Origin of the sequence: Halomonas korlensis, from assembly GCF_900116705.1 — a bacterium.
GTDB classification, from domain to species: domain Bacteria; phylum Pseudomonadota; class Gammaproteobacteria; order Pseudomonadales; family Halomonadaceae; genus Halomonas; species Halomonas korlensis.
Genome location: NZ_FPBP01000019.1, coordinates 12775 through 35031 on the forward strand (window position 1 = coordinate 12775; position 22257 = coordinate 35031).

26 protein-coding genes are annotated in these 22257 nt (G+C 63.2%); 9 read left to right on the forward strand and 17 right to left on the reverse strand.

The genetic code is table 11. The annotated features are described in order from the left end of the window. Positions 1–145: 145 nt before the first annotated feature. From BM341_RS17800 to BM341_RS17810, 4 genes are all read right to left on the reverse strand, one after another. Positions 146–586 (reverse strand): DUF411 domain-containing protein, encoded by a 441-nt coding sequence (locus tag BM341_RS17800; protein WP_089797482.1) that lies wholly within the window; start codon positions 584–586, stop codon positions 146–148. After that, positions 583–726, reverse strand: a complete 144-nt coding sequence (locus BM341_RS19295; protein ID WP_175507904.1) for a hypothetical protein — start codon at positions 724–726, stop codon at positions 583–585. The genes BM341_RS17800 and BM341_RS19295 overlap by 4 nt, the downstream gene beginning before the upstream one ends. 76 nt (positions 727–802) lie before the next feature. Further along, positions 803–1105, reverse strand: a complete 303-nt coding sequence (locus BM341_RS17805) for a hypothetical protein (protein WP_139233036.1) — start codon at positions 1103–1105, stop codon at positions 803–805. A gap of 119 nt (positions 1106–1224) precedes the next feature. Continuing rightward, positions 1225–1794 (reverse strand): Spy/CpxP family protein refolding chaperone, encoded by a 570-nt coding sequence (locus tag BM341_RS17810; RefSeq protein WP_089797486.1) that lies wholly within the window; start codon positions 1792–1794, stop codon positions 1225–1227. Positions 1795–2007: 213 nt separating this feature from the next. On the opposite strand from BM341_RS17810, the gene BM341_RS17815 reads away from it, so the two are divergent. From BM341_RS17815 to BM341_RS17845, 7 genes are all read left to right on the forward strand, one after another. Continuing rightward, positions 2008–2505 (forward strand): cupredoxin domain-containing protein, encoded by a 498-nt coding sequence (locus BM341_RS17815; protein ID WP_089797488.1) that lies wholly within the window; start codon positions 2008–2010, stop codon positions 2503–2505. A gap of 9 nt (positions 2506–2514) precedes the next feature. After that, the gene (locus BM341_RS17820; protein WP_089797490.1) at positions 2515–3180 is read left to right on the forward strand and encodes a response regulator transcription factor; all 666 of its coding nucleotides are present in this window, start codon (positions 2515–2517) and stop codon (positions 3178–3180) included. Further along, entirely contained in the window at positions 3161–4495 is a 1335-nt protein-coding gene (locus tag BM341_RS17825; RefSeq protein ID WP_089797491.1) for a sensor histidine kinase, read from the forward strand. The genes BM341_RS17820 and BM341_RS17825 overlap by 20 nt, the downstream gene beginning before the upstream one ends. Before the next feature lie 71 nt (positions 4496–4566). Beyond that, on the forward strand, positions 4567–6372 hold the full coding sequence (locus BM341_RS17830) for a copper resistance system multicopper oxidase (protein WP_089797492.1): 1806 nt from the start codon (positions 4567–4569) through the stop codon (positions 6370–6372). A 9-nt stretch (positions 6373–6381) separates the two neighbouring features. Beyond that, positions 6382–7152 (forward strand): copper resistance protein B, encoded by a 771-nt coding sequence (locus tag BM341_RS17835; protein WP_245784326.1) that lies wholly within the window; start codon positions 6382–6384, stop codon positions 7150–7152. A 223-nt stretch (positions 7153–7375) separates the two neighbouring features. Then, the gene (gene lgt / locus BM341_RS17840) at positions 7376–8185 is read left to right on the forward strand and encodes a prolipoprotein diacylglyceryl transferase (RefSeq protein ID WP_089797493.1); all 810 of its coding nucleotides are present in this window, start codon (positions 7376–7378) and stop codon (positions 8183–8185) included. A 76-nt stretch (positions 8186–8261) separates the two neighbouring features. Next, positions 8262–8603, forward strand: a complete 342-nt coding sequence (locus BM341_RS17845; RefSeq protein WP_089797495.1) for a hypothetical protein — start codon at positions 8262–8264, stop codon at positions 8601–8603. Positions 8604–8943: 340 nt separating this feature from the next. On the opposite strand, the gene BM341_RS17850 is transcribed toward BM341_RS17845, so the two are convergent. From BM341_RS17850 to BM341_RS17875, 8 genes are all read right to left on the reverse strand, one after another. Further along, positions 8944–10050: a YncE family protein gene (locus BM341_RS17850; RefSeq protein WP_175507905.1), complete on the reverse strand. Its 1107-nt coding sequence runs from the start codon at positions 10048–10050 to the stop codon at positions 8944–8946. Positions 10051–10123: 73 nt separating this feature from the next. Next, positions 10124–10456: a hypothetical protein gene (locus BM341_RS19300; RefSeq protein ID WP_175507906.1), complete on the reverse strand. Its 333-nt coding sequence runs from the start codon at positions 10454–10456 to the stop codon at positions 10124–10126. A 111-nt stretch (positions 10457–10567) separates the two neighbouring features. Further along, a complete protein-coding gene (locus BM341_RS17855) occupies positions 10568–10819 on the reverse strand; it encodes a hypothetical protein (protein ID WP_089797498.1) in 252 nt (83 codons plus the stop codon). Next, positions 10816–13368, reverse strand: coding sequence for a heavy metal translocating P-type ATPase (locus BM341_RS17860; protein WP_245784327.1), 2553 nt, complete (start codon positions 13366–13368; stop codon positions 10816–10818). The genes BM341_RS17855 and BM341_RS17860 overlap by 4 nt, the downstream gene beginning before the upstream one ends. A 77-nt stretch (positions 13369–13445) precedes the next feature. Next, positions 13446–14045, reverse strand: coding sequence for a Spy/CpxP family protein refolding chaperone (locus BM341_RS17865; protein WP_089797501.1), 600 nt, complete (start codon positions 14043–14045; stop codon positions 13446–13448). Between the two features lie 169 nt (positions 14046–14214). Then, positions 14215–14673, reverse strand: a complete 459-nt coding sequence (locus tag BM341_RS17870; RefSeq protein ID WP_089797503.1) for an ATPase — start codon at positions 14671–14673, stop codon at positions 14215–14217. A gap of 57 nt (positions 14674–14730) precedes the next feature. Continuing rightward, positions 14731–14853, reverse strand: coding sequence for a hypothetical protein (locus tag BM341_RS19695; protein WP_281246507.1), 123 nt, complete (start codon positions 14851–14853; stop codon positions 14731–14733). A 66-nt stretch (positions 14854–14919) separates the two neighbouring features. Continuing rightward, positions 14920–15165, reverse strand: coding sequence for a DUF2933 domain-containing protein (locus tag BM341_RS17875; protein ID WP_089797505.1), 246 nt, complete (start codon positions 15163–15165; stop codon positions 14920–14922). A gap of 484 nt (positions 15166–15649) precedes the next feature. Between BM341_RS17875 and BM341_RS19415 the strand changes: the two genes are divergently transcribed. After that, positions 15650–15880 (forward strand): hypothetical protein, encoded by a 231-nt coding sequence (locus tag BM341_RS19415; RefSeq protein ID WP_217646260.1) that lies wholly within the window; start codon positions 15650–15652, stop codon positions 15878–15880. 100 nt (positions 15881–15980) lie between these two features. After that, positions 15981–18299, forward strand: a complete 2319-nt coding sequence (locus BM341_RS17890; protein WP_089797509.1) for a heavy metal translocating P-type ATPase — start codon at positions 15981–15983, stop codon at positions 18297–18299. Here the strand turns inward: BM341_RS17890 and BM341_RS17895 are convergent. From BM341_RS17895 to purU, 5 genes are all read right to left on the reverse strand, one after another. Then, complete coding sequence (locus tag BM341_RS17895; protein ID WP_089797510.1) at positions 18283–18387, reverse strand: serine dehydratase beta chain; 105 nt, start codon at positions 18385–18387, stop codon at positions 18283–18285. The genes BM341_RS17890 and BM341_RS17895 overlap by 17 nt on opposite strands. Positions 18388–18391: 4 nt before the next feature. Then, a complete protein-coding gene (sstT, locus tag BM341_RS17900) occupies positions 18392–19636 on the reverse strand; it encodes a serine/threonine transporter SstT (RefSeq protein ID WP_089797512.1) in 1245 nt (414 codons plus the stop codon). A gap of 120 nt (positions 19637–19756) precedes the next feature. Next, positions 19757–19945: a UTRA domain-containing protein gene (locus BM341_RS17905; protein WP_342713902.1), complete on the reverse strand. Its 189-nt coding sequence runs from the start codon at positions 19943–19945 to the stop codon at positions 19757–19759. Between the two features lie 15 nt (positions 19946–19960). Then, positions 19961–21340 (reverse strand): L-serine ammonia-lyase, encoded by a 1380-nt coding sequence (locus tag BM341_RS17910; protein ID WP_089797516.1) that lies wholly within the window; start codon positions 21338–21340, stop codon positions 19961–19963. Between the two features lie 37 nt (positions 21341–21377). After that, positions 21378–22244, reverse strand: coding sequence for a formyltetrahydrofolate deformylase (gene purU / locus BM341_RS17915; RefSeq protein WP_089797518.1), 867 nt, complete (start codon positions 22242–22244; stop codon positions 21378–21380). Positions 22245–22257 lie beyond the last annotated feature (13 nt).

A 22257-nucleotide genomic window follows, 5' to 3' on the forward strand; every position in this document is an offset into this window, starting at 1 on the left:
AAACAGCGTGTAGGAAATTGCCGACAAAAAGCGGCAGATATTGCCCTTGCTCAGCCCATGCTTATAGTGCCAAGAAGAAATCAAAGTTCGAATCGCCCCGATAGCGGCCGGGGCGACATCTGTTGGCGGTGGGTTAAATGTGCCTTCAAAGGGTCATGAAGGTTGCCTCTTGTCGGTCGGTGAACTGGTAGACCTCGTAGGGCGCCTGCTGGGGACCGGGCATACCGGGTGTGCCGATGGGCATACCGGCCAGACCGATGCCATCGATGGCTGGCAGCTCTTCGAACAATTTCTCCACCGCCGCCAGCGGCACATGACCCTCGATCACGTACTCGCCCATCTCGATGGTGTGGCAGGAGCCGAGTCCATAGGGGAGGCCGGAAGCTTCCTTGATCTGGCCGAGATCGGCATCATCGATGGCGGTAACCGCGATGCCCATCTCCTCGAGATGCCTGGCATAGCCATCGCAGCAGCCGCACTGGGGATTCTTATACAGGGTGGCCTCGTTCGGCATGGCGGCCTGGGCCGTCGCGGCGCCGAACATCAGAGCGCCGGCGAGCAACAAGGAAGTGGTATGGCGATTCATGAGCGATCCTCCTGGGGGTGACGGGAAGTAAGCAGGTATTTGACGAGGGCGGAGATACCGAGGCCCAGCAGCAGCAGGACGGCGAGCGGCATCAGCCAGCCCATCCAACCCATCAGGGCGAAGCAGTCGGTGGTCATCATGGTGAGACTCCTGACGAAAACGCGGAAATTTCGGTGGCGGGCGGTTGCCAGCATCACCGAGTTAGCGGATGCGCCGTCAGGGTCTAGGAGGTTGCCGGGGCGGTAGGGGAATGTATTCGACCACGGCCGGACGGGAGGCGTCGGCCAACGTGTCGAGGCTCACAGGGGCGATGGCGCGAGTAGCGGTCAAGGTCGTACAGGCGCTGCACTCGTGGTCGGTGTTATCCACCATATCAACCTGAGCCGTCGTGCAATCGGAAGCGCAGGCGTCCATGGCCGCATGGCCGGCCAGGCTGGTCACCGACAACAGCAGCGCGAGCATCAACGCCAAAAGGCGTCCTGCTCGTGTGCGATGTAGCGGTGTGGCCTGAGTGGTCATGATGATTGCCTCGTCGTCCTTGCGTCATTCTGAGTCAGTCATGCAAGTCGCCGCATTGATCCAGCGCAAGTGAGAGCGTGATGGACGAGAGGTGCCCGCCAGGCGGCGGGCACCAAGGGTCATTGCTGGCTTTTGCGAGAAGAGGCGCCCTGCTTCATTTGTTCGCGCTGCTCGTCGGTCAAAAGGTCCTGCATCTGATTATGCATACGCACCTTGTCCGCCATCATCTCGCCGTGCAGGGTGGCCATTTGACCATGGAGAGCCTTCACTTCCTCCGGATCCGGACGCTCCGCCTGCATCAGCAGCATCATGTCGTCACGCAGATTCATCATTTCGGCCATGCGTTCGAAGTGGGAGGTGCGGTGCTCCTGGCGCATCTCGCGCAGAGAGTTCTGCTGTTCTTCGTCGAGCATTCCGGCCATGCCAGACATGCCGCCCATGCCAGACATCATGGGGCAGGGCATCATTCCGCCTTGTCCGCCCATCATCATGCCGGAGTTCATGCCGCTCTGGCCGCCCATCATCATGCCGGAACCCATGCCGCCCTGGCCGCCGCCCATCATGCCGTGGCCCATGCCGCCCTGCATGCCCTGGCCCTGCTGCATACCTTGAGCAGAAACGGCGCCGCTGGCGGCGACCCCCATGCTGGCGGCTAGCGCTAAGGCGAGAAACTGCTTGTGCTTAACCATGGTATTTCCCCTCATCTTGCTGATGGTAGAGAAGTCGCCTTCCCTGCTTGGAGAAGGCGGGGCTAGCTTCAATTATAAGCTTACAACCTATGGGTTGCCCCATGGTCAAGACGGATTTTCCTCTTTGCAACCCTGCGGCCCCGGGTTCAGTCTCGTTTCAGGTTCGTACGGTATAAACGAGCTTCCCCCAGATCCCACTCGAGAGGTAACAAGATGCGCAAGACACTGCTGGCCTTGGCACTGGGCCTGACCACCACGACGGCCTTCGCTGCCGGTGAGCACGGCGGCTCCCACGCTACGGTGAGCGACGCCGACATCGATCGCACCATTCGCTTCGAGGCAGGCGACATGTGGTTCGATCCCGAGCGTCTCGACATTACGCCTGGCGAGACCATCAAGTTCGAGATCGCCAACACCGGTAATCTCGAGCATGAATTCGTCATCGGTGATGCAGAGGCGCAGGAAGCGCATCGCAAGATGATGCAGGAAATGAGTGGCGACCACGGTGATGGTGGACATGGCAATCATGGCGGGCATGACATGGCCGAAGGTAAGCATGGCGGTAGCATGCCGGCGATCACCATCGCGCCCGGGGAGACCGCCGAGCTCGTCTGGACCGCCCCCGAGAACGTCGGTGAGCTGGAGTACGCCTGCAACATCCCGGGTCACTATGAAGCCGGCATGTCAGGGAATATCGATCTTCAGGGATGATGCTCCCGCATGAAATTGTTGCTGCTCGAAGATGACGACCTGCTCGCGGAGAGCCTGGCCGAGAGCCTGAAGGACAACGGTTACCGCGTCGACCTGGCCACTTCCTTGAAGGCGGCCAAGTCGCTGATGGCGACAGAACACTATGTGCTGGCGATCCTCGATCTCGGATTGCCAGACGGTTCCGGCCTCGCGTTGCTGTCTCAGTGGCGCAAGGAAGGGCAAGATCTCCCTGTGCTGATCCTCACCGCCCGCGACACCTGGGAAGACAAGGTCGTCGGCCTGGAAGGCGGCGCGGACGACTATCTCACCAAACCCTTCCACGAGGGTGAGCTTCTCGCACGACTCAAGGCACTGCTGCGTCGCCGCTCCGGCAGCATGTCGCAGGAACTGTTGCTCAATGGGGTCAGCCTCGATGAAGCCAACCAGTGCGTCCGCATCGATGGGGGTTCTTGGCAACCGCTGACAGGTACCGAATTTCGACTGCTGCGCTACTTCATGCATCATCCCGATCGCGTCCACTCGAAGGAGAAGCTGATCGATCAGCTCTATGCCCTGGAACAAGATGCGGCAGCGCCGAACCTGGTGGAGGTCTATATCGGTCGGCTGCGGCGCCGTCTTGGCAAGCCGATTATCCAAACGCGGCGCGGGCAAGGGTATGTCTTCGTTTCGCATTGACCGACGCAGCCTGCGCTTCCGGTTGCTGGCCTGGCTATCCGGCATTGCCCTGCTGGTGGCGGTGGCGACGTGGCTCCTGCATGGCATCCTGTTGCAGGATCTGGCCCGTGATTTCCTCGGGGAGCGCCTTGAGCGTGAAGCCGATCATGCGATCGAGCAGTTGCAGCAGGATCGCCTCGCTATTCCCATGACTTTGGACTCGGCGAGTCGGAGCTATCAGATTTTCCACCATCTCTACGTGCTACAGCTGAGTGGGATTACCTCGGCATCGGATGACCGCTGGCAGGAGATCCTGGCGCCCCTGCTCGATGAGGCAGACGATGCTCTCATCGAAGTAAAGGAGGATGAACGACATCTGCTCGTCTACCGGCGCCGTTTCACGCGAGATGGGGAAGCCGGTGTATTGCTGGTGGGTGAGGATTTTTCCCAAGTGGAAGCGGGGCTGCAGCAACTTCACTGGTGGGTCGCCGGTATCGCTGCCGGGCTTCTGGTGCTGCTTGTGACCTTGAACCTGCTGGCGGTCAACCGTGGACTGGTCCCGCTTTCCCGGCTCCGCGATCAGCTGGGGCAACTCCAGGACGGTGAGCGCGAGCGGCTGTCTCTCGACGTGCCTGCCGAGCTCGATGGCCTGGTAATGCAGCTCAACCGCTTCATGGATGAGATCGACAGTCGCCTGCAACGCTCCCGCGAATCGGTGGCGAACCTGTCGCACGCGCTCAAGACGCCGCTCGCGGCAGTCACCCAAGTGCTGCGAGGCTCGCGTCCCATCGATGAGGTTCGTCGCAAGAAGTTGGTGCAGCGCCTCGAAGAGATTCACGCCCAGCTCGATGTCGAACTCAGGGGGTCGCGTATCGCCGGTCCCAATGCCGGACGGCTCTCCCTCCTTCACCGTGACGGCACGCGGCTGATCGAGATGTTTCGGGGAATGTATCCAGACAAGCGATTTCATCTGCTCCTGCCGGAAGACAGTGACCAACGCGTCCCGGTCGAGTCCCAAGATCTCTCCGAGATGCTCGGCATCGTGCTCGACAATGCGGGGAAATGGGCGGCCCGCGAGGTGGTCTGCAAAGTGGCGGTGGATGGAGCGCTCAGGATCAGTGTCGAGGACGATGGGCCAGGAGTTGCAGAGAAAGATCTGTCTGGCCTTGGCCAGCGAGGCATGCGCCTCGACGAGCGCCAGCCCGGATACGGACTGGGTTTGTCGATCCTGACACAACTCATGCCTCGGTATTCAGGGCAGGTGAGGTTCGACATCGGTCCTCTGGGTGGCTTGAGAGTCGAGCTGACGATTCCCCTCAAGGAGCGCTTGATGTGATGACACCTATTCAGCTGTGATTCAGCTTAACCCGTCAAGATGCTGCGTTCAGACATCGACGGGAGTTACACATGGCAAGTTCCAGCGTCATCACGCACCCGCTGTCACGCCGCCAGATCCTGAAAGGCGGTGCGGCACTGGGCCTGGGATCGGCGGCAGCGCTTGGCTTGCGTCCCAGCTGGGCCAATCCCTGGGGCCGGACCAACGCCTATGCCAAGGGGGTCGAGGAAGGCCCCGAGGTGGCACTGGCCATCCGTCGTGAGTCGCTGCCGGTCGCGGGCCAGCAAACCCATCCGATCAGTATCAACGGGTCCAGCCCGGGGCCGCTGATTCGTCTCAAGGAAGGCCAGGATGCGGTACTGCGCGTCACCAACCTGCTCGACGAGCCCACCTCCATCCACTGGCATGGATTGATCCTTCCGCCAGGCATGGACGGGGTGCCGGGATTGAGCTTCGCCGGCATCGCCCCGGGCGAGACCTTCACCTACCGTTTCCCGGTGCGCCAGAACGGCACCTACTGGTATCACAGCCACTCCGGTCTGCAGGAGCAGCTCGGTCATGCCGGGCCGCTGATCATCGATGCGGCCGAGCGCGAGCCTTTCCGCTACGACCGTGAGCACGTCTTGCTGCTCACCGACTGGACCTTCGAGGACCCCATGTCGGTCTTCCGCAACCTAAAGACCGCCGAGGGCTACTACAACTTCCAGGAGCGAACCATCGCCGACTTCTTCGCCGACGTGCGCGAGAAGGGATTTGCCGCGACGGCCGAGATGCGCGGCATGTGGGCGAAAATGCGCATGAGCTCGCGGGATATCGCCGACGTCACCGGCAGCACCTATACCTATCTGCTCAATGGCCACTCGCCCGAGGAGAACTGGACGGCGCTGTTCAAGGCCGGTGAGCGGGTTCGCCTGCGGGTGATCAACGGCTCGGCCATGTCCTACTTCGACGTGCGCATCCCCGGACTGAATATGACCGTGGTGGCCGCCGACGGCCAGCCGGTGCAACCGGTTCCGGTCGATGAGTTCCGCATCGCAGTGGCCGAGACCTATGACGTTCTGGTCATGCCCGAGGACAATACCGCCTACACCCTCTTCGCCGAGTCCATGGACCGCAGCGGCTATGCGCGCGCCACCCTGGCGCCCCGCGAGGGCATGGCCGCTGAAATTCCCGAGCGCCGCCAGATCGCCGATCGTGGCATGGAGGCCATGGGGGCTCATGGCATGGCGGGCATGGATCATTCCGACATGGAGAGCATGGACCACGCCAACATGCAGGGCATGGATCATTCCGATATGGAGAGCATGGACCACGCCAACATGCAGAGCATGGATCACTCCAGCCTGGGGGGTATGTCGGATGAGCGTAACGGAATGAAAGCCAGCGGCATGCTGGCAGCGGGGGCGGCGCAGCCGGGCTCTCGCTACGACCAGGCCGGTATCGGCATCGATCCCGACGCGCGCCGGACGCTGGTCTATCGCGACCTCAAGGCCTTTACGCCCTGGACGGACCGACGAGAACCGGGACGGGAGCTGGAGTTGCACCTCACCGGCAATATGGAACGCTACATGTGGTCCTTCGACGGCAAGAAATTCAGCGAGGTGACGGGTCCCCTTCACTTCGACAAGGACGAGCGACTGCGCCTGATCCTGGTCAACGACACCATGATGGAGCACCCCATCCACCTCCACGGCATGTGGATGGAGCTGGAAAACGGCCAGGGCGAGCTGATCCCCCGCAAGCACACCCTGAACGTCAAGCCCGGTGAGCGCGTCTCGGCACTGATCACCGCCGACGCGGAAGGCAGCTGGGCGTTCCACTGTCACCTGCTCTATCACATGGATGCCGGCATGTTCCGGGTCGTCAAGGTTTCGTAAGGAGAAGGCATGACTATCAACATCCCCATGACCGCCGCCGGCGCCGTGCTGACCATGCTGACGCTTTCCGTCGCTCAGGCGGAAGACGGCTATGAGGCCCCGGACGACTGGCCCTCCCCCATGGTCGAGCACAACATGGCCATGGCGCTGTTCGACCGACTCGAGTACGCCGTGCCCAACAAGGGGGACGAGGCGCTGGTCTGGGACTTCGAGGCCTGGTACGGCGGTGACGTCAACCGGGTCTACCTCAAGTCCGAGGGCGACAACGTGCAAGGCGACGGCGAGGATGCCGAGTTCGAGTCGCTGGAGTTGCTCTATAGCCGGCTCGTCGCCGACTTCTGGGAACTGCAGGGCGGCATCGGCTACCAGGGTGGGGTATTTTCGGATGACCATGCCGAGCGAACCTACGGCGTGGTGGGCCTGCAAGGGGTCATGCCCTATGGCATCGAGACCGACCTGGCCCTACAGGTCAGTGATGAGGGAGACGTCTCGGCGAGCGTCGAGGGCGAGTACGACCTGCGCCTGACGCAACGCCTCTATTTGCAGCCACGTACCGAAATTGCCGTCGCTGCCAGCGAGGTCGAGGCGTTCGGCGTCGGCGAGGGGCTCAACTCCGTGCGTGTCGGTATGCGCCTGGGCTATCAGGTAACCCGGCGGTTCGCACCCTACGTGGGTGGCTATTGGGAGAAGCAGTACGGCGACACCGCCGATCTCGCTCGCGCCAGCGGTGATGCCACGGAAGATACCGGCGTGGTGGCCGGCGTCCGGCTAATGTTCTGACCTTCATTGTGTTTTCGATACCAACGCCACCGAAAGGTGGCGTTCTCGATTGAGCCTGCTTTTCCATAATCATTTGACCGCGATCAACCGCCGGTCAGGCTAGATTCAGGATGAGTTCAGTTAGCGAGCCGAGACTGACACCAGCCATGACCTTGAGTCTTTGGTGCCAACCTAAGCAGAACACCGTCCAACTTCGGCAACCCGGAGCCACGAGGAGAACGCCATGATTCCATATCCACAGATCGATCCCGTGGCATTTTCCTTTGGACCGATACAGCTCCATTGGTACGGCCTGATGTATGTGGTAGGGCTGACGGCTGCATGGTGGCTGGGTCGGCGTCGCGCGCCTCGTCTTGGCCTGACCGACGATGATATCGGCGACCTGATTTTCTATGGTGCCTTGGGGGTCGTTGTCGGTGGCCGCCTGGGCTATGCGCTTTTCTATGGGTTCGAGCAACTCCTGGCCAATCCCCTGTGGCTATTCAAGGTCTGGGAAGGCGGCATGAGTTTCCATGGCGGGCTTGCCGGTGTGCTGATAGCGGCGTGGCTGTTTGCTCGCCGTCACCGCTTGGCCTTCTTTCAGCTGACCGATTTCATCGCCCCGCTGGTGCCGATCGGCCTGGGTGCCGGGCGACTTGGCAATTTCATCAATCATGAGCTGCCGGGGAAGATCAGTGATGTTCCCTGGGCGATGGTCTTCCCTCCCATGATGGGAGTGGGACCTGAGCCGCGCCACCCATCAGCGCTCTATGAGTTTGCTTTGGAAGGCGTGGTGCTGTTTGCCGTGCTGTGGTGGCTGTCGCGGCGGCCGCAGCAGCAAGGCTTGATATCGGGGTTGTTCCTGCTTCTGTACGGCGCCTTCCGTTTCACCGTCGAGTTCGTGCGCTTGCCCGGTCCTCAGCTGGGCTTCATCGCCTTCGGCTGGCTGACCATGGGTCAGTTACTGACATTACCGATGCTGGCAGCAGGCGCGCTGCTGATTATCACGGCGTATCGCCGCCAGCAAACCTTGGTTGCTTCATCGGGGCATTGAGATATGCCACTGCCATGGGAGACATGGCGATAAGATTGGAAAAGCCTTATCGATATTGCACTTTACGGAGGTTGCCATGAAACAACGTCGAGTGCACCGCTTGGGAGTCTCTGAAACTACTTTGGTTAACCGGCACTTAAAGCTTGATTCCAGAGACCTGAATGCAGTCCACGCGGCAGTAGCGGATATTGATGAGCTCTACGGGATCGACAATGTTTCCTTCGATGACAAGAAACGAAAGCTTCATCTGGCCTATGATGCCTCGCGCCTCTGTCTCGACTGTGTTGAAGAAATCCTGGATAAATATGCTGTCGAAATCAGCCATGATTGGTGGACCCGCTTCAAGGAAGAGCATTACCGGTTTGTCGACCAGAACGTGAAGGACAATGCCCAAAAGGAACCTTGGAGCTGCCATTGAATGGCATTTTTACTCATGCGCAAGGCTAGCCTGCGGGTGAGCGCTGCATGAAGCTACGCTTGGTCCGCTGAGCAACGGAGCTGCATGTAGCGCTTTTGCTTGGGATCATCGCATTTCGGCATGAAGACACCGACAGTTCCTTAATAGGAGCGAAATTCATGGTACGAATGGTGCCGAGAGGCCTCCCCGGCTGAGTGCCTAAGGCCGGGGAGGCCTCCGGCCTCCTTTCGCGATCTAAAGAGCGCTCCCACGGTGTGCCCTACGCGCGGCGTTCTTTCCTGCCGCCCAGCATCACGTCAATGTATGAAGAGTCGCATTGTGCCGTCATGGTGGTGGCTCCTTACTGGCCTACCCAGGTCACGCCATTGGGACCTGGGCCGGTGTCATGGCGGCTGATGACGGTGCCGGCGTCCAGGTCGATGACCGAGAGGCTGTCGTCATACAGGCTGGTGATGAAGGCAAAGCGGCCGGTGTCGTCGACACTGATGCCATGGGCCCCGGGACCGACTTCATGGGTGGCCACGACCGACAGGCTATCAAGCGCGATGACCGAGACCCGGTTGTCGGGTTCGGCTTCACTGCCCTCATTGGCCACCAGCATGAAACGGCCATCCACGGTGGCATGTACCTGGATCGGCATCCGGCCGACCTCGATACGCTCGATGACTTCACGGCTGGCGGTGTCGATGACGGCCACGCGATTCTCGTCGCGCAGTGAGACGAAGGCCCGAGCCCCATCCGGGGTGAAGCCCACCTGGACGGGTGCCTGACCCACCCGCAGGCGAGCGACCTCATCCCGCGCCGCGACATCGATCACCGAGACGCTGCCGTCCAGCACGTTGGCCACATAGAGCTCTCGGCCGTCGGGGCTCAGGCGCAGGCCGTGGGGATACTCTCCGGTAGCGATGCTGGCCACGCTCTCCCTGGCCTCCAGGTCGACGACCGAGACGCTGTCCCCTCCGGCATTGGTGGCGAAGGCGAATCGACCTTCCAAGTCACTGACCACATGGGCTGGGTGGCGGCCTACGTCGATGCTGGCCACAGGAGCGCCGAGCGTCCCATTGGCCTGGTAGAGCTTGAGCTGCCCGGGGGCATCACCGTGGGCATGCCCGCCGCCGTTGCCATGACCATGGTCGTCGGATACTGCTTCCCCCACGGCCATCAGGTAGCGGCCGGTCGCGCTGACCTGGACGTTGTGGGGCGTGATGCCGATGGATCGGGTAGTGGTCTCACCGCTTGTCAGGTTGATACGCGTGAGGGAAGCGCCATGCTCGTTGGCGGTAACGACCTCCCCCGCGGGAAGGGAGGCGGCGAGCGTCGGTGTCGTGGAGAGGGCCAGCCCGGCAGCTATGAGCCAGCAGAGGAGCAGGGGCTTCCCGTTGGGGGAACGGGTGGAAAGCAGGGATGCCTGGCGCGCCATTGCGGCCGATGGGAAACGGATAATCATGATGAACTCCTGATGAACGTAACGTTGATGCGAGTGGGTGTCGCGATCCGACGGCGATACCGTTGGCGTTCGATCAGGCTCTGGGAGGGCGTCTGGGGGGTAGTGGGAACTGGGGGAGCACGGCCATGGCCAGTGTGATGGCCTGGCGTTGCGGACCCACCACGGGCAGCTGCGCCTGGACCGTGGTGGTAAAGCAGGTGACGCAGGAAGAGGCCTCATGGTCGTGCTCGATGTTATGGCCTTCACCCAAATGGCCATCAACCGATATCCATTCGGCTGCGATACCACAATCGACCTGAGGGCTCTCCATGGCGCCGTGGCTCGACAGCGTGACCATCGCAAACAGCAGCGCGAGCAGGAGGGCCAGTAGGCGGCCTCCCGTGCGCTGTGAGGATAATGTCCGCATGGTGAACTCCCTTGAGCCAGGCCCTTAGCTTGCCTCCTTGTCCCCGGCGTTGCACTGACCTAGGGCAACTTTCCCTGAGAGTGTCACGATGAGAGGCGCGGGCAGGGCTGTTCACTCATCGCGGTGCTGACCGTGGCGATGCATGAACAGGTGCATGCCCAGGCAAAGCCCCATCGGCAGGAGCAGCAGCCAGATGCCGGCGCCGACGGGGGGGCCGAGCCACATGACAAGCAGCACGGCACCTCCCATCAATACCAGGCAGGCGGTCATCATCCCTTTATGGAGGGCCCCGGCATGTGGTGACGGCGCCTCCTGTGACTCGGGCGTTCCTGAGGGGGGCTTGGTGGACTCTGGCCGTGTCATGAGCGGTCTCCTTGGGCTTGGGGCTGGGCCGTTGGGGCAGCAGTTGATTGCTCATGGCGGGGTTGCTTGCGGGCATAACGCCGCTTGAGCAGCAACGAGTTGCCGATCACCGAGAGGGAACTGGTGGTCATGGCGATGACGCCGATCATCGGGTGCAACAGGCCGATGGCGGCGATGGGGATAGCCGCCACGTTATAGGCGCTGGCCCAGATCAGGTTCTGGACGATCTTGCCGAAGGTGGCGCGAGAGAGGTGCATGGCGTCCACCACCGCGGTGAGCTCGCCGCGCACCAGGGTCACGTCGGCCGCCTCGATGGCCACGTCGGCCCCGGCGCCGATGGCGATGCCCACGTTGGCCTGTTTCAGTGCCGCGGCGTCGTTGATGCCGTCGCCGACCATGGCCACGTGGTTGCCGTGCTTCTCCTGCAGGGCACGGATGGCATCGACCTTGCCTTCTGGCAGCACGCCGGCCTGGACCTCGTCGATGCCCACCTCATCGGCCACGGCGCGGGCGGCGCGTTCGTTGTCGCCGGTGATCATCACCACATGCAGGCCCAGCTCGTGCATGCCACGGATGGCCTCGACCGACTCCTGCTTGAGGGTATCGGCCACGGCGACCAGCCCCAGGGCCTGACCATCGGCGGCGACGATCACCACGGTGCGGCCCTTGCCCTCGAGCTTGCCCATGGCGTCGTCCAGGGCCTCGAGGCCGGTCACGCCTTCCTCTTCGAGCAGGCGGCGATTGCCGATCAGCACGGTTTCATCGCCCACCTTGCCAGAAACACCGCGCGCCCCCGTGGAGCGGAACTCGCTGACCTCGCCGGGTTTCACGTCGCGCTCCCGGGCGCCGTCGACGATGGCCCGGGCGATGGGGTGCTCCGGGGCGTTCTCGACGCTCGCCGCCAGGGTAAGCAGGCGGTTTTCGTCAACGCCCTCTGCGGCGACGGCCTCGGTGAGTTTGGGCTCGCCACGGGTAATGGTGCCGGTCTTGTCGAGCACCATCACCTTGACGTCCTTAAAGGTCTGGATCGCCTCGCCGGAGCGGATCAGGATGCCGCGCTCGGCACCGATGCCGGAGCCCACCATCAGCGCCGTGGGGGTGGCCAAGCCCAGCGCGCAGGGGCAGGCGATGACCAGCACGGCCACCGCGGCCAGTATCGCCAGCACCGGCGTGGCGGCCTCGGGGTTCACCCAGGGCAGGAAGGTGGCGCCCCAGTCGAGGATCGGCCGCAGAGCATCAGGAAACAGCGCCCAGACAATCAGGCTCGCCAGGGCAATGGCCAGTACTGCCGGCACGAAGCGGCCGGTCATGCGATCGGCAAATTCCTGGATCGGCACGCGCGAGCCCTGCGCCTGGTCGATCAGGCGCACCACCTGGGAGAGAAAGGTATCGCCGCCGACACGGGTCGCCTTGATCCGCAAGCGTCCCTCCTTGTTGATGGTGGCACCGATCACGCTGTCCCCGCTGCTCTTGTAGACCGGTATCGACTCGCCGGTGGCGATGGACTCGTCGAGGTGGCTCTCGCCCTCGACCACCTCGCCGTCGGTGGGGATCTTGTCGCCGGGACGCACGATCATGATGTCGCCCGGGGCCAGCTCCTTTACCGGCACCTCGACCTCCTCGCCATCGCGCTCGACGCGTGCCGTCTTGGCGCCCAGGGTCATCAGGCGGCGGATGGCCTGGGAGGCACGTCCCTTGGCCAAGGCCTCCAGGTAACGCCCCAGCAGGTGGAAGGTCATGATGGTGGCGGCCATCTCGATGAACGAGGTCATGGGATAGACGAAGCCGACCAGGCCGATCAGATAGGGCGGCAGGCTGCCCATGGAGATCAGCACATCCATGTTGAAGGTGCCGTTCTTCAGCGAGCGCCAGGTCGACTTGTGGGTGGCGATACCGCCATAGAGGAACACCACCGGGAAGGCCAGTACGGCGATAATGGCGAGATACCCCGGAATCGGCTGCCAGAACATGTGCGGTATCATCAGCAGCATGATCAGGGTGGTGGGTACCGCGGCGATGATCAGCCGCATGCGGGCCTGAGAAAGGTAGGCCTCCTCGATCTCGGCGTCGCTGTCGGCGTCGTCCGCCTCGTCGGCCTGCACGGCGGCCACGTCGTAGCCGGCTCCTTCCACGGCGCGCTTGAGTGCGTCACCATCGGGGCCATTCCTGGTCACGGTCACCGACACACGGTGGCTGGCGATATTGGTGTCGATCGATTCGATACCTTTGAGCCGCTCTAGGGTGCTGCGGATGATACCAGCGCAGTGGTCCGAGCCCATGCCCGGCACCGTCAGGCGAACCTGTTGCTTGCCGATCCCTCCACTGACGGCGGCCACGTCATACCCGGCCCCCTCAACGGCTTCCTTCACGGTGCCACCGTCGGGCCCGCCTGTTTCGATGGACACGCTGACATGGTGGTTGGCGATGTTGGTCTGGATCTCGCCGACGCCGTCGAGGCGTTCCAGTGTCTTGCGCACGATACCGGCACAGTGGTCGCTGCCCATGCCGGGCACCGTCAGGGTAATCGTGTTAGAGGGCGAGTCGCTCATCGCTTGTCTCCTGCGGGCATTGCCGAGTGGACGGCCAAACATGGCCGTCCTGTTGCCTGAGTCTGTGACACCCCCGGTCAGTGATGGGCCTCGTGGTCCTCGGGGTCGACGTCACTCTCGGGGGTGGCCTGCTGAAGCTGCTGACGTTGTTCGTCGGTCATCAGGTCATGCATGGCATTTTGCATGCGCACCCTCTCGGCCATCATCTCGCCGTGAAGCTCGGCCATCCGGCCGTGCAGGGCCTGGACCTTTTCGGGGTCGGGGCGCTCGCCGCGCATTTCCGTCATCAGGTCATCGCGCAGGTTCATCAGGCGTCCCATGCGCTCGAACTGGGCGGGGCGGTGCTCCTGCGTCAGCGCGCGCATCTCGTCGCGCTGCTCCGGGTCGAGCATCTCCTGCATCATGCCCATGCCAGCGCCTCCCATCATCGGGCAGGGCATCATTTCGCCACCCATCATGCCTCTCATCATGCCTGGCCCCATGCCGCCTTGGCCGTCGCCCATCATTCCCCCCATCATGCCGGGATCCATACCGCCTTGGCCGCCGCTACCGCGCATCATGTCGCTTCCCTGACCGGGCTGACTGTCAGGCATGCTCTGGGCGAGGGCGACGCCGCTCCCACTGGCACCGAGTGCCAGGGCGAGTCCGAGGGCGAGAGTATGCTTGCGAATTTCCATGATCGTTCTCCTGGCGAACCATTGGGTCCATTCAGGACCTTTACTTACATTCTTTCCGCTATGTGTCGCACAGCGGTCAACATCGAAAACAGGTACCGACTCTTCCCCTTCAAGGCCTGACTACCCCTGTCTCCCCGGAGCCGGATGGTGATCCCTGTTCATCGCCTGGCTACATGTCCCGAGCCCGGTTGGTCTGCTGGGCCAGGCGCATCGACTCGTGTTCCTCAAGCTTCAAGAGTTCGCGAACGAGTTCGCGAGTCTCGGGGATTTCGGCCCGCCCTTCCAGGTAGCGATACAGCTCGATGACCTGGTCATGCAGCGAAAAGATGGTCCGGCAGATATCATCGAAGCTCATCTCGGCATAGGGTGAGCGACACACCTGGTGCGGAGCGATGGGGGCATGGGACAGGTAATCGTAGACCCAAGTGTGAAGGGCCTTCGGGTCGGCCTGTTTCTCGAAGCCGGCTACTGTTTGCTCCAGTGTCGCCTCGTGATCCGCAAGATACTCCAGTAACCACTTGGCACGGGCTTCCTCCTGCTGGGTGGCACAGTGCTTGAGGCACTCTGCCAGATGGCCATGCAGCTGCCGGGTCCAATCGATCAGGTCTTGAAAGGTCTCGATATTCATCCAGTGCGCTCCCTTGAAGGCATGTGCTAACCGTATGTGTTGTGAACCGGACCGGTTTCAGCTACGTCTCTCGTTCTCACGCGACAGCCTCCAGCCATAGAGGCCCTGAAACCATGTCTTGCACATGCTGTTGCGCATGGTGCCGGCAAGACTCAGTATCGAGGCAATCGACTCGCTCACGCGGTCCTCCCACAGCCGAAGGTGGCCGGGCCGGAGATAGCCTAAAAGCCATAGGCGGGTACGCCGTCACTCATCGCGTCCTCCTCTATGGTCGTCATGCCCGCCATTACCTCCGTGGCCACCATGCCCGCCGTGCATGAACACATGCATCAGCGGACAGGCGAGCAGGATCAGCCAAGGCAGGGCACCAAGCATATGCACCTTGTGCTCCTCCCAGAGCAGGAAGCCCATTACCCCCAAGGCAAGTGCCGCCATGAGCCAGAAAGTGCCCTTGCTGGGCCCTCTGTCCAACCACCCCCTTTCGTCATTCATGATCAGATCTCCCCCGGCGCAGGCGCAATGAATTCATCAACACCGACTGCGAGGCTGCGCTCATTAATGAATAGATATAACTGCTGCTAAGGGTCATGAAGTGCCATTGATTGATGCCTGAAATCGTACTTACGCCTTTTAGACCCTTGCCTAACTTAAACATAGGTGTAAAAGCTGAACTGAAGCTGAATTAGTCGGCTTCTATCCTGGCATTGGCTTTGTTGGTTCTTGACTATATTACGGTCGTCAGGATCGATGCTGGGGCTGGCTTGCCAGGAGTTAAACGACCATGAGGTCTTGTCGCGATACAACGCTTGACCCTTGGGTAACACGCAGGTTATAGGCTGAGAATACGTGGCGATTATCGACCCATCCAGCATCTGCGGTACCTGGATCATTAGGAGGGATCAACATGCCGGACACGGACCGTTCGCCAGCCTAGCAGGAGAACAGTCTGTCGTTTGCCGTGGCCTTGGGCACCGGCGTGATGATCGGCGCAGGTATTTTCGCCTTGACGGGGCAGATGGCCGAGATGACGATTGAGCTCTTTCCCCTGAAGACGAAAGATTATTCCTTGGCGGCTGCCGCCCGGCCCGCGCTGGGACAGGCCGCCGTCTGGTTCACGCTCATCCTGCTCGGCGAAGGGTTATTCCTGTCGCGTCGCGAGCCGCCTGATGAGTCGACTGGCGATAACGAACATTCGCACTCACACTGATTTGTCCGGGAGACACCTTCCGGACCTCAAGTCCTTCGGTGAGTGGATCGATTGGCGCAGTTTCGCGAGCCTCTGGCTCGGTCGACAGGGAGCATGAACGATGCCGGATAGCCATTCCCACCACATGGTCAAGGACCCGGTCTGCGGGATGGACGTCGACCCGCACGCGACCGAGCACCGCGCTACCCACGCGAACAAGACCTGGTACTTCTGCTCCGCGAAGTGCCGGGAGAAGTTCGAGGCGGACCCCGAGGCCTACATGGGCGATAAGCCACCGGCCGAATCGGCGCCACCAGGGACGATCTACACCTGTCCGATGCATCCCGAGGTCCGCCAGGAGGGCCCCGGCGACTGTCCGATCTGCGGCATGGCTCTGGAGCCCGAGACGGTCTCCGCCGACACCGGGCCCTCGCAAGAATTGCAGGACATGACGCGGCGCTTCTGGATTGGCCTGGTGCTGACCCTGCCGGTACTGGTGCTGGAGATGGGTGGTCATCTGGTCGGGCTTGATCATCTGATCGCCCCGCAGGTCTCGAACTGGGTTCAGCTACTGCTCGCCACGCCGGTGGTCGTCTGGGCCGGTGCGCCCTTCTTCGTGCGCGGCTGGCGCTCCATCGTGCGGCGCAGCCTCAACATGTTCACCCTGATCGCCATCGGCACCGGCGCGGCGCTGGTCTACAGCCTGCTGGCAACGATCGTGCCGGGCATCTTCCCCGAAACCTTCCGCCAGGCCGACGGCTCGGTGGCCGTCTACTTCGAGGCCGCGGCGGTGATCGTGGTACTCGTGCTGCTGGGGCAGGTCCTGGAGTTGCGGGCCCGGGAGAAGACCTCCGGGGCGATCCGTGCGCTGCTTGACCTGGCCCCGGCCACCGCGCGTCGCCTCGACGACCAGGGGCAGGAAGAAGAGGTCTCCCTCGACCAGGTTCAGGTCGGCGATCGCCTGCGCGTGCGCCCCGGCGACAAGGTGCCGTTGGACGGCGAGGTGCTGGAGGGGCGCTCCAACGTCGACGAGTCGATGGTCACCGGTGAGCCACTGGCGGTGCGCAAGGAAGCCGGCGCCGGCGTGATCGGCGGCAGTATCAATGGCCAGGGGTCGTTCATCATGCGTGCCGACAAGGTAGGCCGCGACACCATGCTGTCGCAGATCGTCCAGATGGTCGCCAGCGCCCAGCGCAGCCGGGCGCCTATCCAGGGGCTGGCCGACAAGGTGGCCGGCGTCTTCGTGCCGGTGGTGATCCTGGTGGCCGTGGTGGCCTTCATCGCCTGGTCGCTGTGGGGGCCGGCACCGCCCATGGCCTTCGGCCTGATCGCCGCGGTCAGCGTGCTGATCATCGCCTGCCCCTGCGCCCTGGGCCTGGCGACGCCGATGTCGATCATGGTCGGCGTGGGACGGGGTGCCCAGGCCGGCGTGCTGATCCGCGACGCCGAGGCCCTGGAGCGCCTGGAGAAGGTCGACACCGTGGTCGTCGACAAGACCGGCACCCTGACGGAGGGCAAGCCTCGGGTGACCGAGCTGCGGCCGGCGGAAGGCTTCGATGAGGCAGAACTGCTGCGGTTGGCCGCAGGACTGGAGCGCGGCAGCGAGCATCCCCTGGCGCAGGCGATCGTCGACAAGGCCAAGGAAGAGGGCGTGACGCTCTCGGAGGCCACGGAGTTCGACGCCCCCAACGGTAAGGGCGTGACGGGCCGGGTCGACGGTCATCGCGTCGCGCTCGGCAATCGCCTGCTGATGGAGAGCGAGCAGGTGGAGCTCGCCGAACAGGCCGAGGCGGCTGAGGAGCTGCGGGGCGACGGCGCCACGGTAATCTTCGCCGCCGTGGATGGTCGCCTGGCCGGCCTGCTGGCCATTGCCGACCCGGTCAAGGAAACCACCGGCGAGGCCATCCGCGCCCTGCAGGCGGACGGCATCCGGGTCGTTATGCTCACCGGCGACAACCGCACCTCCGCCGAGGCGGTGGCACGGCGGCTGAACATCGACGAGGTGGAGGCCGAGGTGTTGCCCCAGGACAAGGGACGCGTGGTGCAGCGCCTGCGCGACGAAGGACGCGTGGTGGTAATGGCCGGCGACGGCGTCAACGACGCCCCCGCCCTGGCGATCGCCGACGTGGGCATTGCCATGGGCACCGGCACCGACGTGGCCATCGAGAGCGCCGGCGTGACCCTGTTGCGTGGCGATCTGATGGGTATCGTCGAGGCGCATCGCCTATCGCGGGCGACCATGCGCAACATCCGCCAGAACCTGTTCTTCGCATTCGTCTACAACGCCGCGGGGGTGCCGATCGCCGCCGGCATCCTCTATCCCTTCACCGGCATGCTGTTGTCACCGATCATCGCCGCCGCGGCGATGTCCCTCTCCTCGGTCAGCGTGATCGCCAATGCGCTGCGACTGCGAATGGTGGCGCTTAATTTCGAAAAATGAAGCGGTGGGTGGCCCGCATAGGGCCCAGAGTGTGCGAGTTCGAGGGCCCCAAGTTGGCCTTTAACAAGTCGAAGACGCTGACGAACATGGAATCACCCTTTGCTCGCGTAAGCGGCGGCCTGACGCTTTTCTGCAGCACGGCAGGCGGCCGCGGTAAACAGCACGTCGGTGGAGGAGTTTAGCGCCGTCTCGGTGGAGTCCTGCACCACGCTGATTACGAAGCCGATCGCCACCACCTGCATCGCCACGTCGGTGGAGATGCCGAACAGGCTGGCTGCCATGGGAATCAGCAGCAGCGAACCACCGGCCACGCCCGAGACGCCACAGGCGGCCAGCGCCGAGACCACGCACAGCAATATGGCGGTGGGGAAGTCGACACTGATGCCCAGGGTGTTGGCCGCGGCCAGGGTGATCACCGAGATGGTGATCGCCGCGCCGGCCATGTTGATGGTGGCGCCCAGCGGAATGGAGATGGCATAGGTGTCGGGGTCGAGATCGAGGCGCTCGCACAGCGCCATGTTGACCGGGATATTGGCCGCCGAGCTGCGGGTGAAGAAGGCGGTGATGGCACTGCCGCGCAGGCAGGTGAAGACCAGCGGGTAGGGGTTGCGGCGGGTCTGCCAGAAGACGATCAGCGGATTGGTGACCAGCGCCACGAACAGCATGCAGCCGACGATCACACCCAGCAGTCGGCCATACTCGAGCAGTGCGCCCAGTCCGGCTTCCGCCAGGGTATTGGCGACCAGACCGAAGATGCCCAGCGGGGCGAAGCGGATGACTACGCGGACGATACCGGAGATGGCTTCGGAGAGGTCGTTGAGCGCGCCGCGGGTAGTCTCGCTGGCGTGGCGCAGCATCAGACCGAGGCCGATGGCCCAGGCCAGGATGGCGGTGAAATTCGCCTCCATCAGCGCGGTGACCGGGTTAGCAACAGCATTGAGCAGCAGGTTGCGCAGGATCTCCAGAATGCCGCCCGGGGGATTGCCGCTAACCTCCGGCATGTCCAGCGTCAACGTTGTCGGGAAGGCAAAGCTCGCCACCACGGCGACCAGCGCCGCCACCAGGGTTCCGATCACGTAGAGTAGCAGCACGCCGCGAATATGCGTCGGCTGTCCCTGGCGGTGGCCAGCGATGGCGGCCGCCACCAGCACGAAGACCAAGATGGGGGCCACTGCCTTGAGGGCCGAGACGAACAGCTCCCCGAGCAGCGAGACCGACACGGCGGCCCCGGGCGCAAGGACGGCGAGCAGGATACCGCAAACGATGCCGATAGCGATCTGAGTGATCAGGCCCAGACGCAACAGCGGGCCGAAGAGGGCGTTAAGCGTAGAAGTCATCGAGGAACTCTCTCAGTTAATGAGCAGCCCCAACTGGTTCAACAGTTAGGGCTTATTTAAATCAACGCCGCCCTCGTCACCCAAACATCACCATCGGCGGAACAAATGTCAGGTCCGTCACTAGCCCTTGTTGGGCGTGTAACGCGCAAAATCGGTATCGGAATAATACGGGACCCAGCGCGGATTGACGAAGCGCCTTTCGAGCTGGATGGGTACGTCATTTTCGAGATGAAGGATCAGGGTGTGGAAGACCCGGCTGCCGAGCCGGACGCCCAGGCGCGGCGCCATGTCAGCATCACTTCGAGCCACCTTTTATCGGCTTCCTCAGCACTCGATGGCATTGACCGCCAGCCCGCCGCGGGAGGTCTCCTTGTACTTGTCCTGCATGTCGGCCCCGGTATCGCGCATGGTGCGGATCACCTTGTCGAGTGAAATAAAGTGCTCGCCGTCGCCGCGCAGCGCCATCTGCGCGGCGTTGATCGCCTTCACCGAGGCGATGGCGTTGCGCTCGATGCAGGGCACCTGAACGAGGCCACCCACCGGGTCGCAGGTCAGCCCCAGGTTGTGCTCCAGGCCGATCTCGGCGGCGTTTTCCACCTGACCCACGCTGCCGCCCATCAGCTCGGCGAGGCCGGCGGCGGCCATGGCGCAGGCCGAGCCGACCTCGCCCTGGCAGCCCACCTCGGCGCCAGAGATCGAGGCGTTCTTCTTGCACAGCACCCCCACGGCGCCGGCGGTGAGCAGGTAAACCACCACGTCGCGCTCGCTGGCGCCACGACGGAACTGCATGTAGTAGTGCAGCACCGCGGGGATGATGCCCGCCGCGCCGTTGGTGGGCGCGGTGACCATGCGCCCGCCGGCGGCGTTCTCCTCGTTGACCGCCAGGGCGTAGAGGTTGACCCAGTCCATGGCCGACATCGTCGAGGCGATCAGCGAGTGGTCGTCCTCGCTGGCCAGCATGCGCTGGTACAGCGACTTGGCGCGACGCCTGACGTTGAGCCCGCCGGGCAATACGCCTTCGGCTTCCATGCCCTGCCTGACGCAGTCCTGCATCGCCGCCCAGATCGTCAGCAGGCCCTGGCGGATCTCGGCTTCGCTGCGCCACGTCTTCTCGTTTTCCAGCATCAGCTCGCTGATGCGCAGGCCGCTCTCCCGGCACATGCGCATCAGCTCGTCACCGGTCTGGAAATCGTAGGGCAACTGGCTGGCATCGGTATCGAGCTCACCGCAACCAGCCTGGGCCTCGTCGATGACGAAGCCGCCGCCCACCGAGTAGTAGGTGTTGCGGTAGCGCTCGCCGTCGTCGTCGTAGGCGATCAGGCGCATGGCGTTGGGGTGGTGCGGCAGGCTCTCCTCGTGCAACTGCATGTCGCGCGCCCAGCGGAAGGGGATCGCGTGGTCACCCGCCAGCCGCAGCGAATCGGACGCGCGCAGGGCATCGATGGCGGGGCCGATGATCGCCGGGTCGATGCCGTCGGGCCGCTCGCCCATCAGGCCCATGATCACCGCCCGATCGGTACCATGGCCGATCCCCGTCGCCGACAGCGAACCGAAGAGCTGGACCTCGACGCGGGTGATGCGCGCGAGCAGGTCGCGCGCCGTTAACTCGCCGAGGAAGTCGAAGGCGGCCCGCATGGGGCCAACGGTGTGCGAGCTCGAGGGCCCGACACCGATCTTGAACAATTCGAAAACGCTGATTGGCATGCTTCCCACCCTTGCAGAATATTTGTCGTTGTCTGTGTTAGCGATCGAAGACCACCGTGCGCCTGGCATGCAGGAAGACGCGGCGCTCCACGTGCAGGGCGACGGCCCGGGCCAGTGTCAAGCACTCGATATCGCGGCCCTTGGCCACCAGGTCTTCCGGGTAGTCGGTGTGGCCAACCGGCTCGACGCCCTGGGTGATGATCGGCCCCTCGTCCAGGTCGTCGTTGATGTAGTGGGCCGTCGCGCCGACCAGCTTGACGCCCTTGTCGTAGGCCTGGTGGTAGGGCTTGGCCCCCTTGAAGCCCGGCAGCAGCGAGTGGTGGATATTGATGGCGCGGCCACTGAGTCGCTCGCACATCCCGCTGGACAGCACTTGCATGTAGCGGGCCAGGATCACCAGCTCGGCGCCGGTTTCCTCGATCACCCGAGCGACCTGCGCCTCTTGCTCGAGCTTGGTCTCCGGCGTAATCGGGAAATGGTGATAGGGAAGGTCGTGCCATTCCGCCAGCGGTGCCAGGTCCGGGTGGTTGGAGACGATGGCGCGGATATCGATCGGCAACTGGCCGACGCGATAGCGGTAGAGCAGATCGTTGAGGCAGTGATCGGCCTTCGACACCATGATCACCACCGGCATGCGCCGCCCCGGCGGGGTCAGCTCGAAGCGCATCGCGAACTCGGCGGCTCGCTCGGCGAAGCCGGCCTCGAAGGCGTCGGCGTCAAAGCCGTCTGCCTCGGGCCGGAACTCGGTGCGGATAAAAAAACCACCGTTAAGCCGGTCATCGAAGGAGTGCTGCTCGGTGATATAGCAGCGCTGCTCCTTGAGAAAGCGCGTCACCACGTCCACGGTGCCGAGCCGGCTCGGACACTGGGCCGCCAGGATCCAGCGGTTGTTGTTGTCTTGCATGATGTGTCTCTCC

Excerpts from the sequence above, each read along its gene's own strand:
- BM341_RS17875 (WP_089797505.1), bottom strand. The coding sequence starts at position 15,165 with ATGAATGACGAAAGGGGGTGGTTGGACAGAGGGCCCAGCAAGGGCACT.
- BM341_RS17835 (WP_245784326.1), top strand. The coding sequence starts at position 6,382 with ATGACTATCAACATCCCCATGACCGCCGCCGGCGCCGTGCTGACCATG.
- BM341_RS17860 (WP_245784327.1), bottom strand. The coding sequence starts at position 13,368 with ATGAGCGACTCGCCCTCTAACACGATTACCCTGACGGTGCCCGGCATG.
- BM341_RS17865 (WP_089797501.1), bottom strand. The coding sequence starts at position 14,045 with ATGGAAATTCGCAAGCATACTCTCGCCCTCGGACTCGCCCTGGCACTC.
- BM341_RS17890 (WP_089797509.1), top strand. The coding sequence starts at position 15,981 with ATGCCGGATAGCCATTCCCACCACATGGTCAAGGACCCGGTCTGCGGG.
- BM341_RS17855 (WP_089797498.1), bottom strand. The coding sequence starts at position 10,819 with ATGACACGGCCAGAGTCCACCAAGCCCCCCTCAGGAACGCCCGAGTCA.
- BM341_RS17800 (WP_089797482.1), bottom strand. The coding sequence starts at position 586 with ATGAATCGCCATACCACTTCCTTGTTGCTCGCCGGCGCTCTGATGTTC.
- BM341_RS17810 (WP_089797486.1), bottom strand. The coding sequence starts at position 1,794 with ATGGTTAAGCACAAGCAGTTTCTCGCCTTAGCGCTAGCCGCCAGCATG.
- BM341_RS17825 (WP_089797491.1), top strand. The coding sequence starts at position 3,161 with ATGTCTTCGTTTCGCATTGACCGACGCAGCCTGCGCTTCCGGTTGCTG.
- BM341_RS17850 (WP_175507905.1), bottom strand. The coding sequence starts at position 10,050 with ATGATTATCCGTTTCCCATCGGCCGCAATGGCGCGCCAGGCATCCCTG.
- BM341_RS17910 (WP_089797516.1), bottom strand. The coding sequence starts at position 21,340 with ATGCCAATCAGCGTTTTCGAATTGTTCAAGATCGGTGTCGGGCCCTCG.
- BM341_RS17820 (WP_089797490.1), top strand. The coding sequence starts at position 2,515 with ATGAAATTGTTGCTGCTCGAAGATGACGACCTGCTCGCGGAGAGCCTG.
- BM341_RS17815 (WP_089797488.1), top strand. The coding sequence starts at position 2,008 with ATGCGCAAGACACTGCTGGCCTTGGCACTGGGCCTGACCACCACGACG.
- BM341_RS17830 (WP_089797492.1), top strand. The coding sequence starts at position 4,567 with ATGGCAAGTTCCAGCGTCATCACGCACCCGCTGTCACGCCGCCAGATC.
- BM341_RS19295 (WP_175507904.1), bottom strand. The coding sequence starts at position 726 with ATGATGACCACCGACTGCTTCGCCCTGATGGGTTGGATGGGCTGGCTG.
- BM341_RS17845 (WP_089797495.1), top strand. The coding sequence starts at position 8,262 with ATGAAACAACGTCGAGTGCACCGCTTGGGAGTCTCTGAAACTACTTTG.
- BM341_RS17870 (WP_089797503.1), bottom strand. The coding sequence starts at position 14,673 with ATGAATATCGAGACCTTTCAAGACCTGATCGATTGGACCCGGCAGCTG.
- BM341_RS19300 (WP_175507906.1), bottom strand. The coding sequence starts at position 10,456 with ATGCGGACATTATCCTCACAGCGCACGGGAGGCCGCCTACTGGCCCTC.
- lgt (WP_089797493.1), top strand. The coding sequence starts at position 7,376 with ATGATTCCATATCCACAGATCGATCCCGTGGCATTTTCCTTTGGACCG.
- BM341_RS17895 (WP_089797510.1), bottom strand. The coding sequence starts at position 18,387 with ATGTTCGTCAGCGTCTTCGACTTGTTAAAGGCCAACTTGGGGCCCTCG.
- sstT (WP_089797512.1), bottom strand. The coding sequence starts at position 19,636 with ATGACTTCTACGCTTAACGCCCTCTTCGGCCCGCTGTTGCGTCTGGGC.
- purU (WP_089797518.1), bottom strand. The coding sequence starts at position 22,244 with ATGCAAGACAACAACAACCGCTGGATCCTGGCGGCCCAGTGTCCGAGC.
- BM341_RS17805 (WP_139233036.1), bottom strand. The coding sequence starts at position 1,105 with ATGACCACTCAGGCCACACCGCTACATCGCACACGAGCAGGACGCCTT.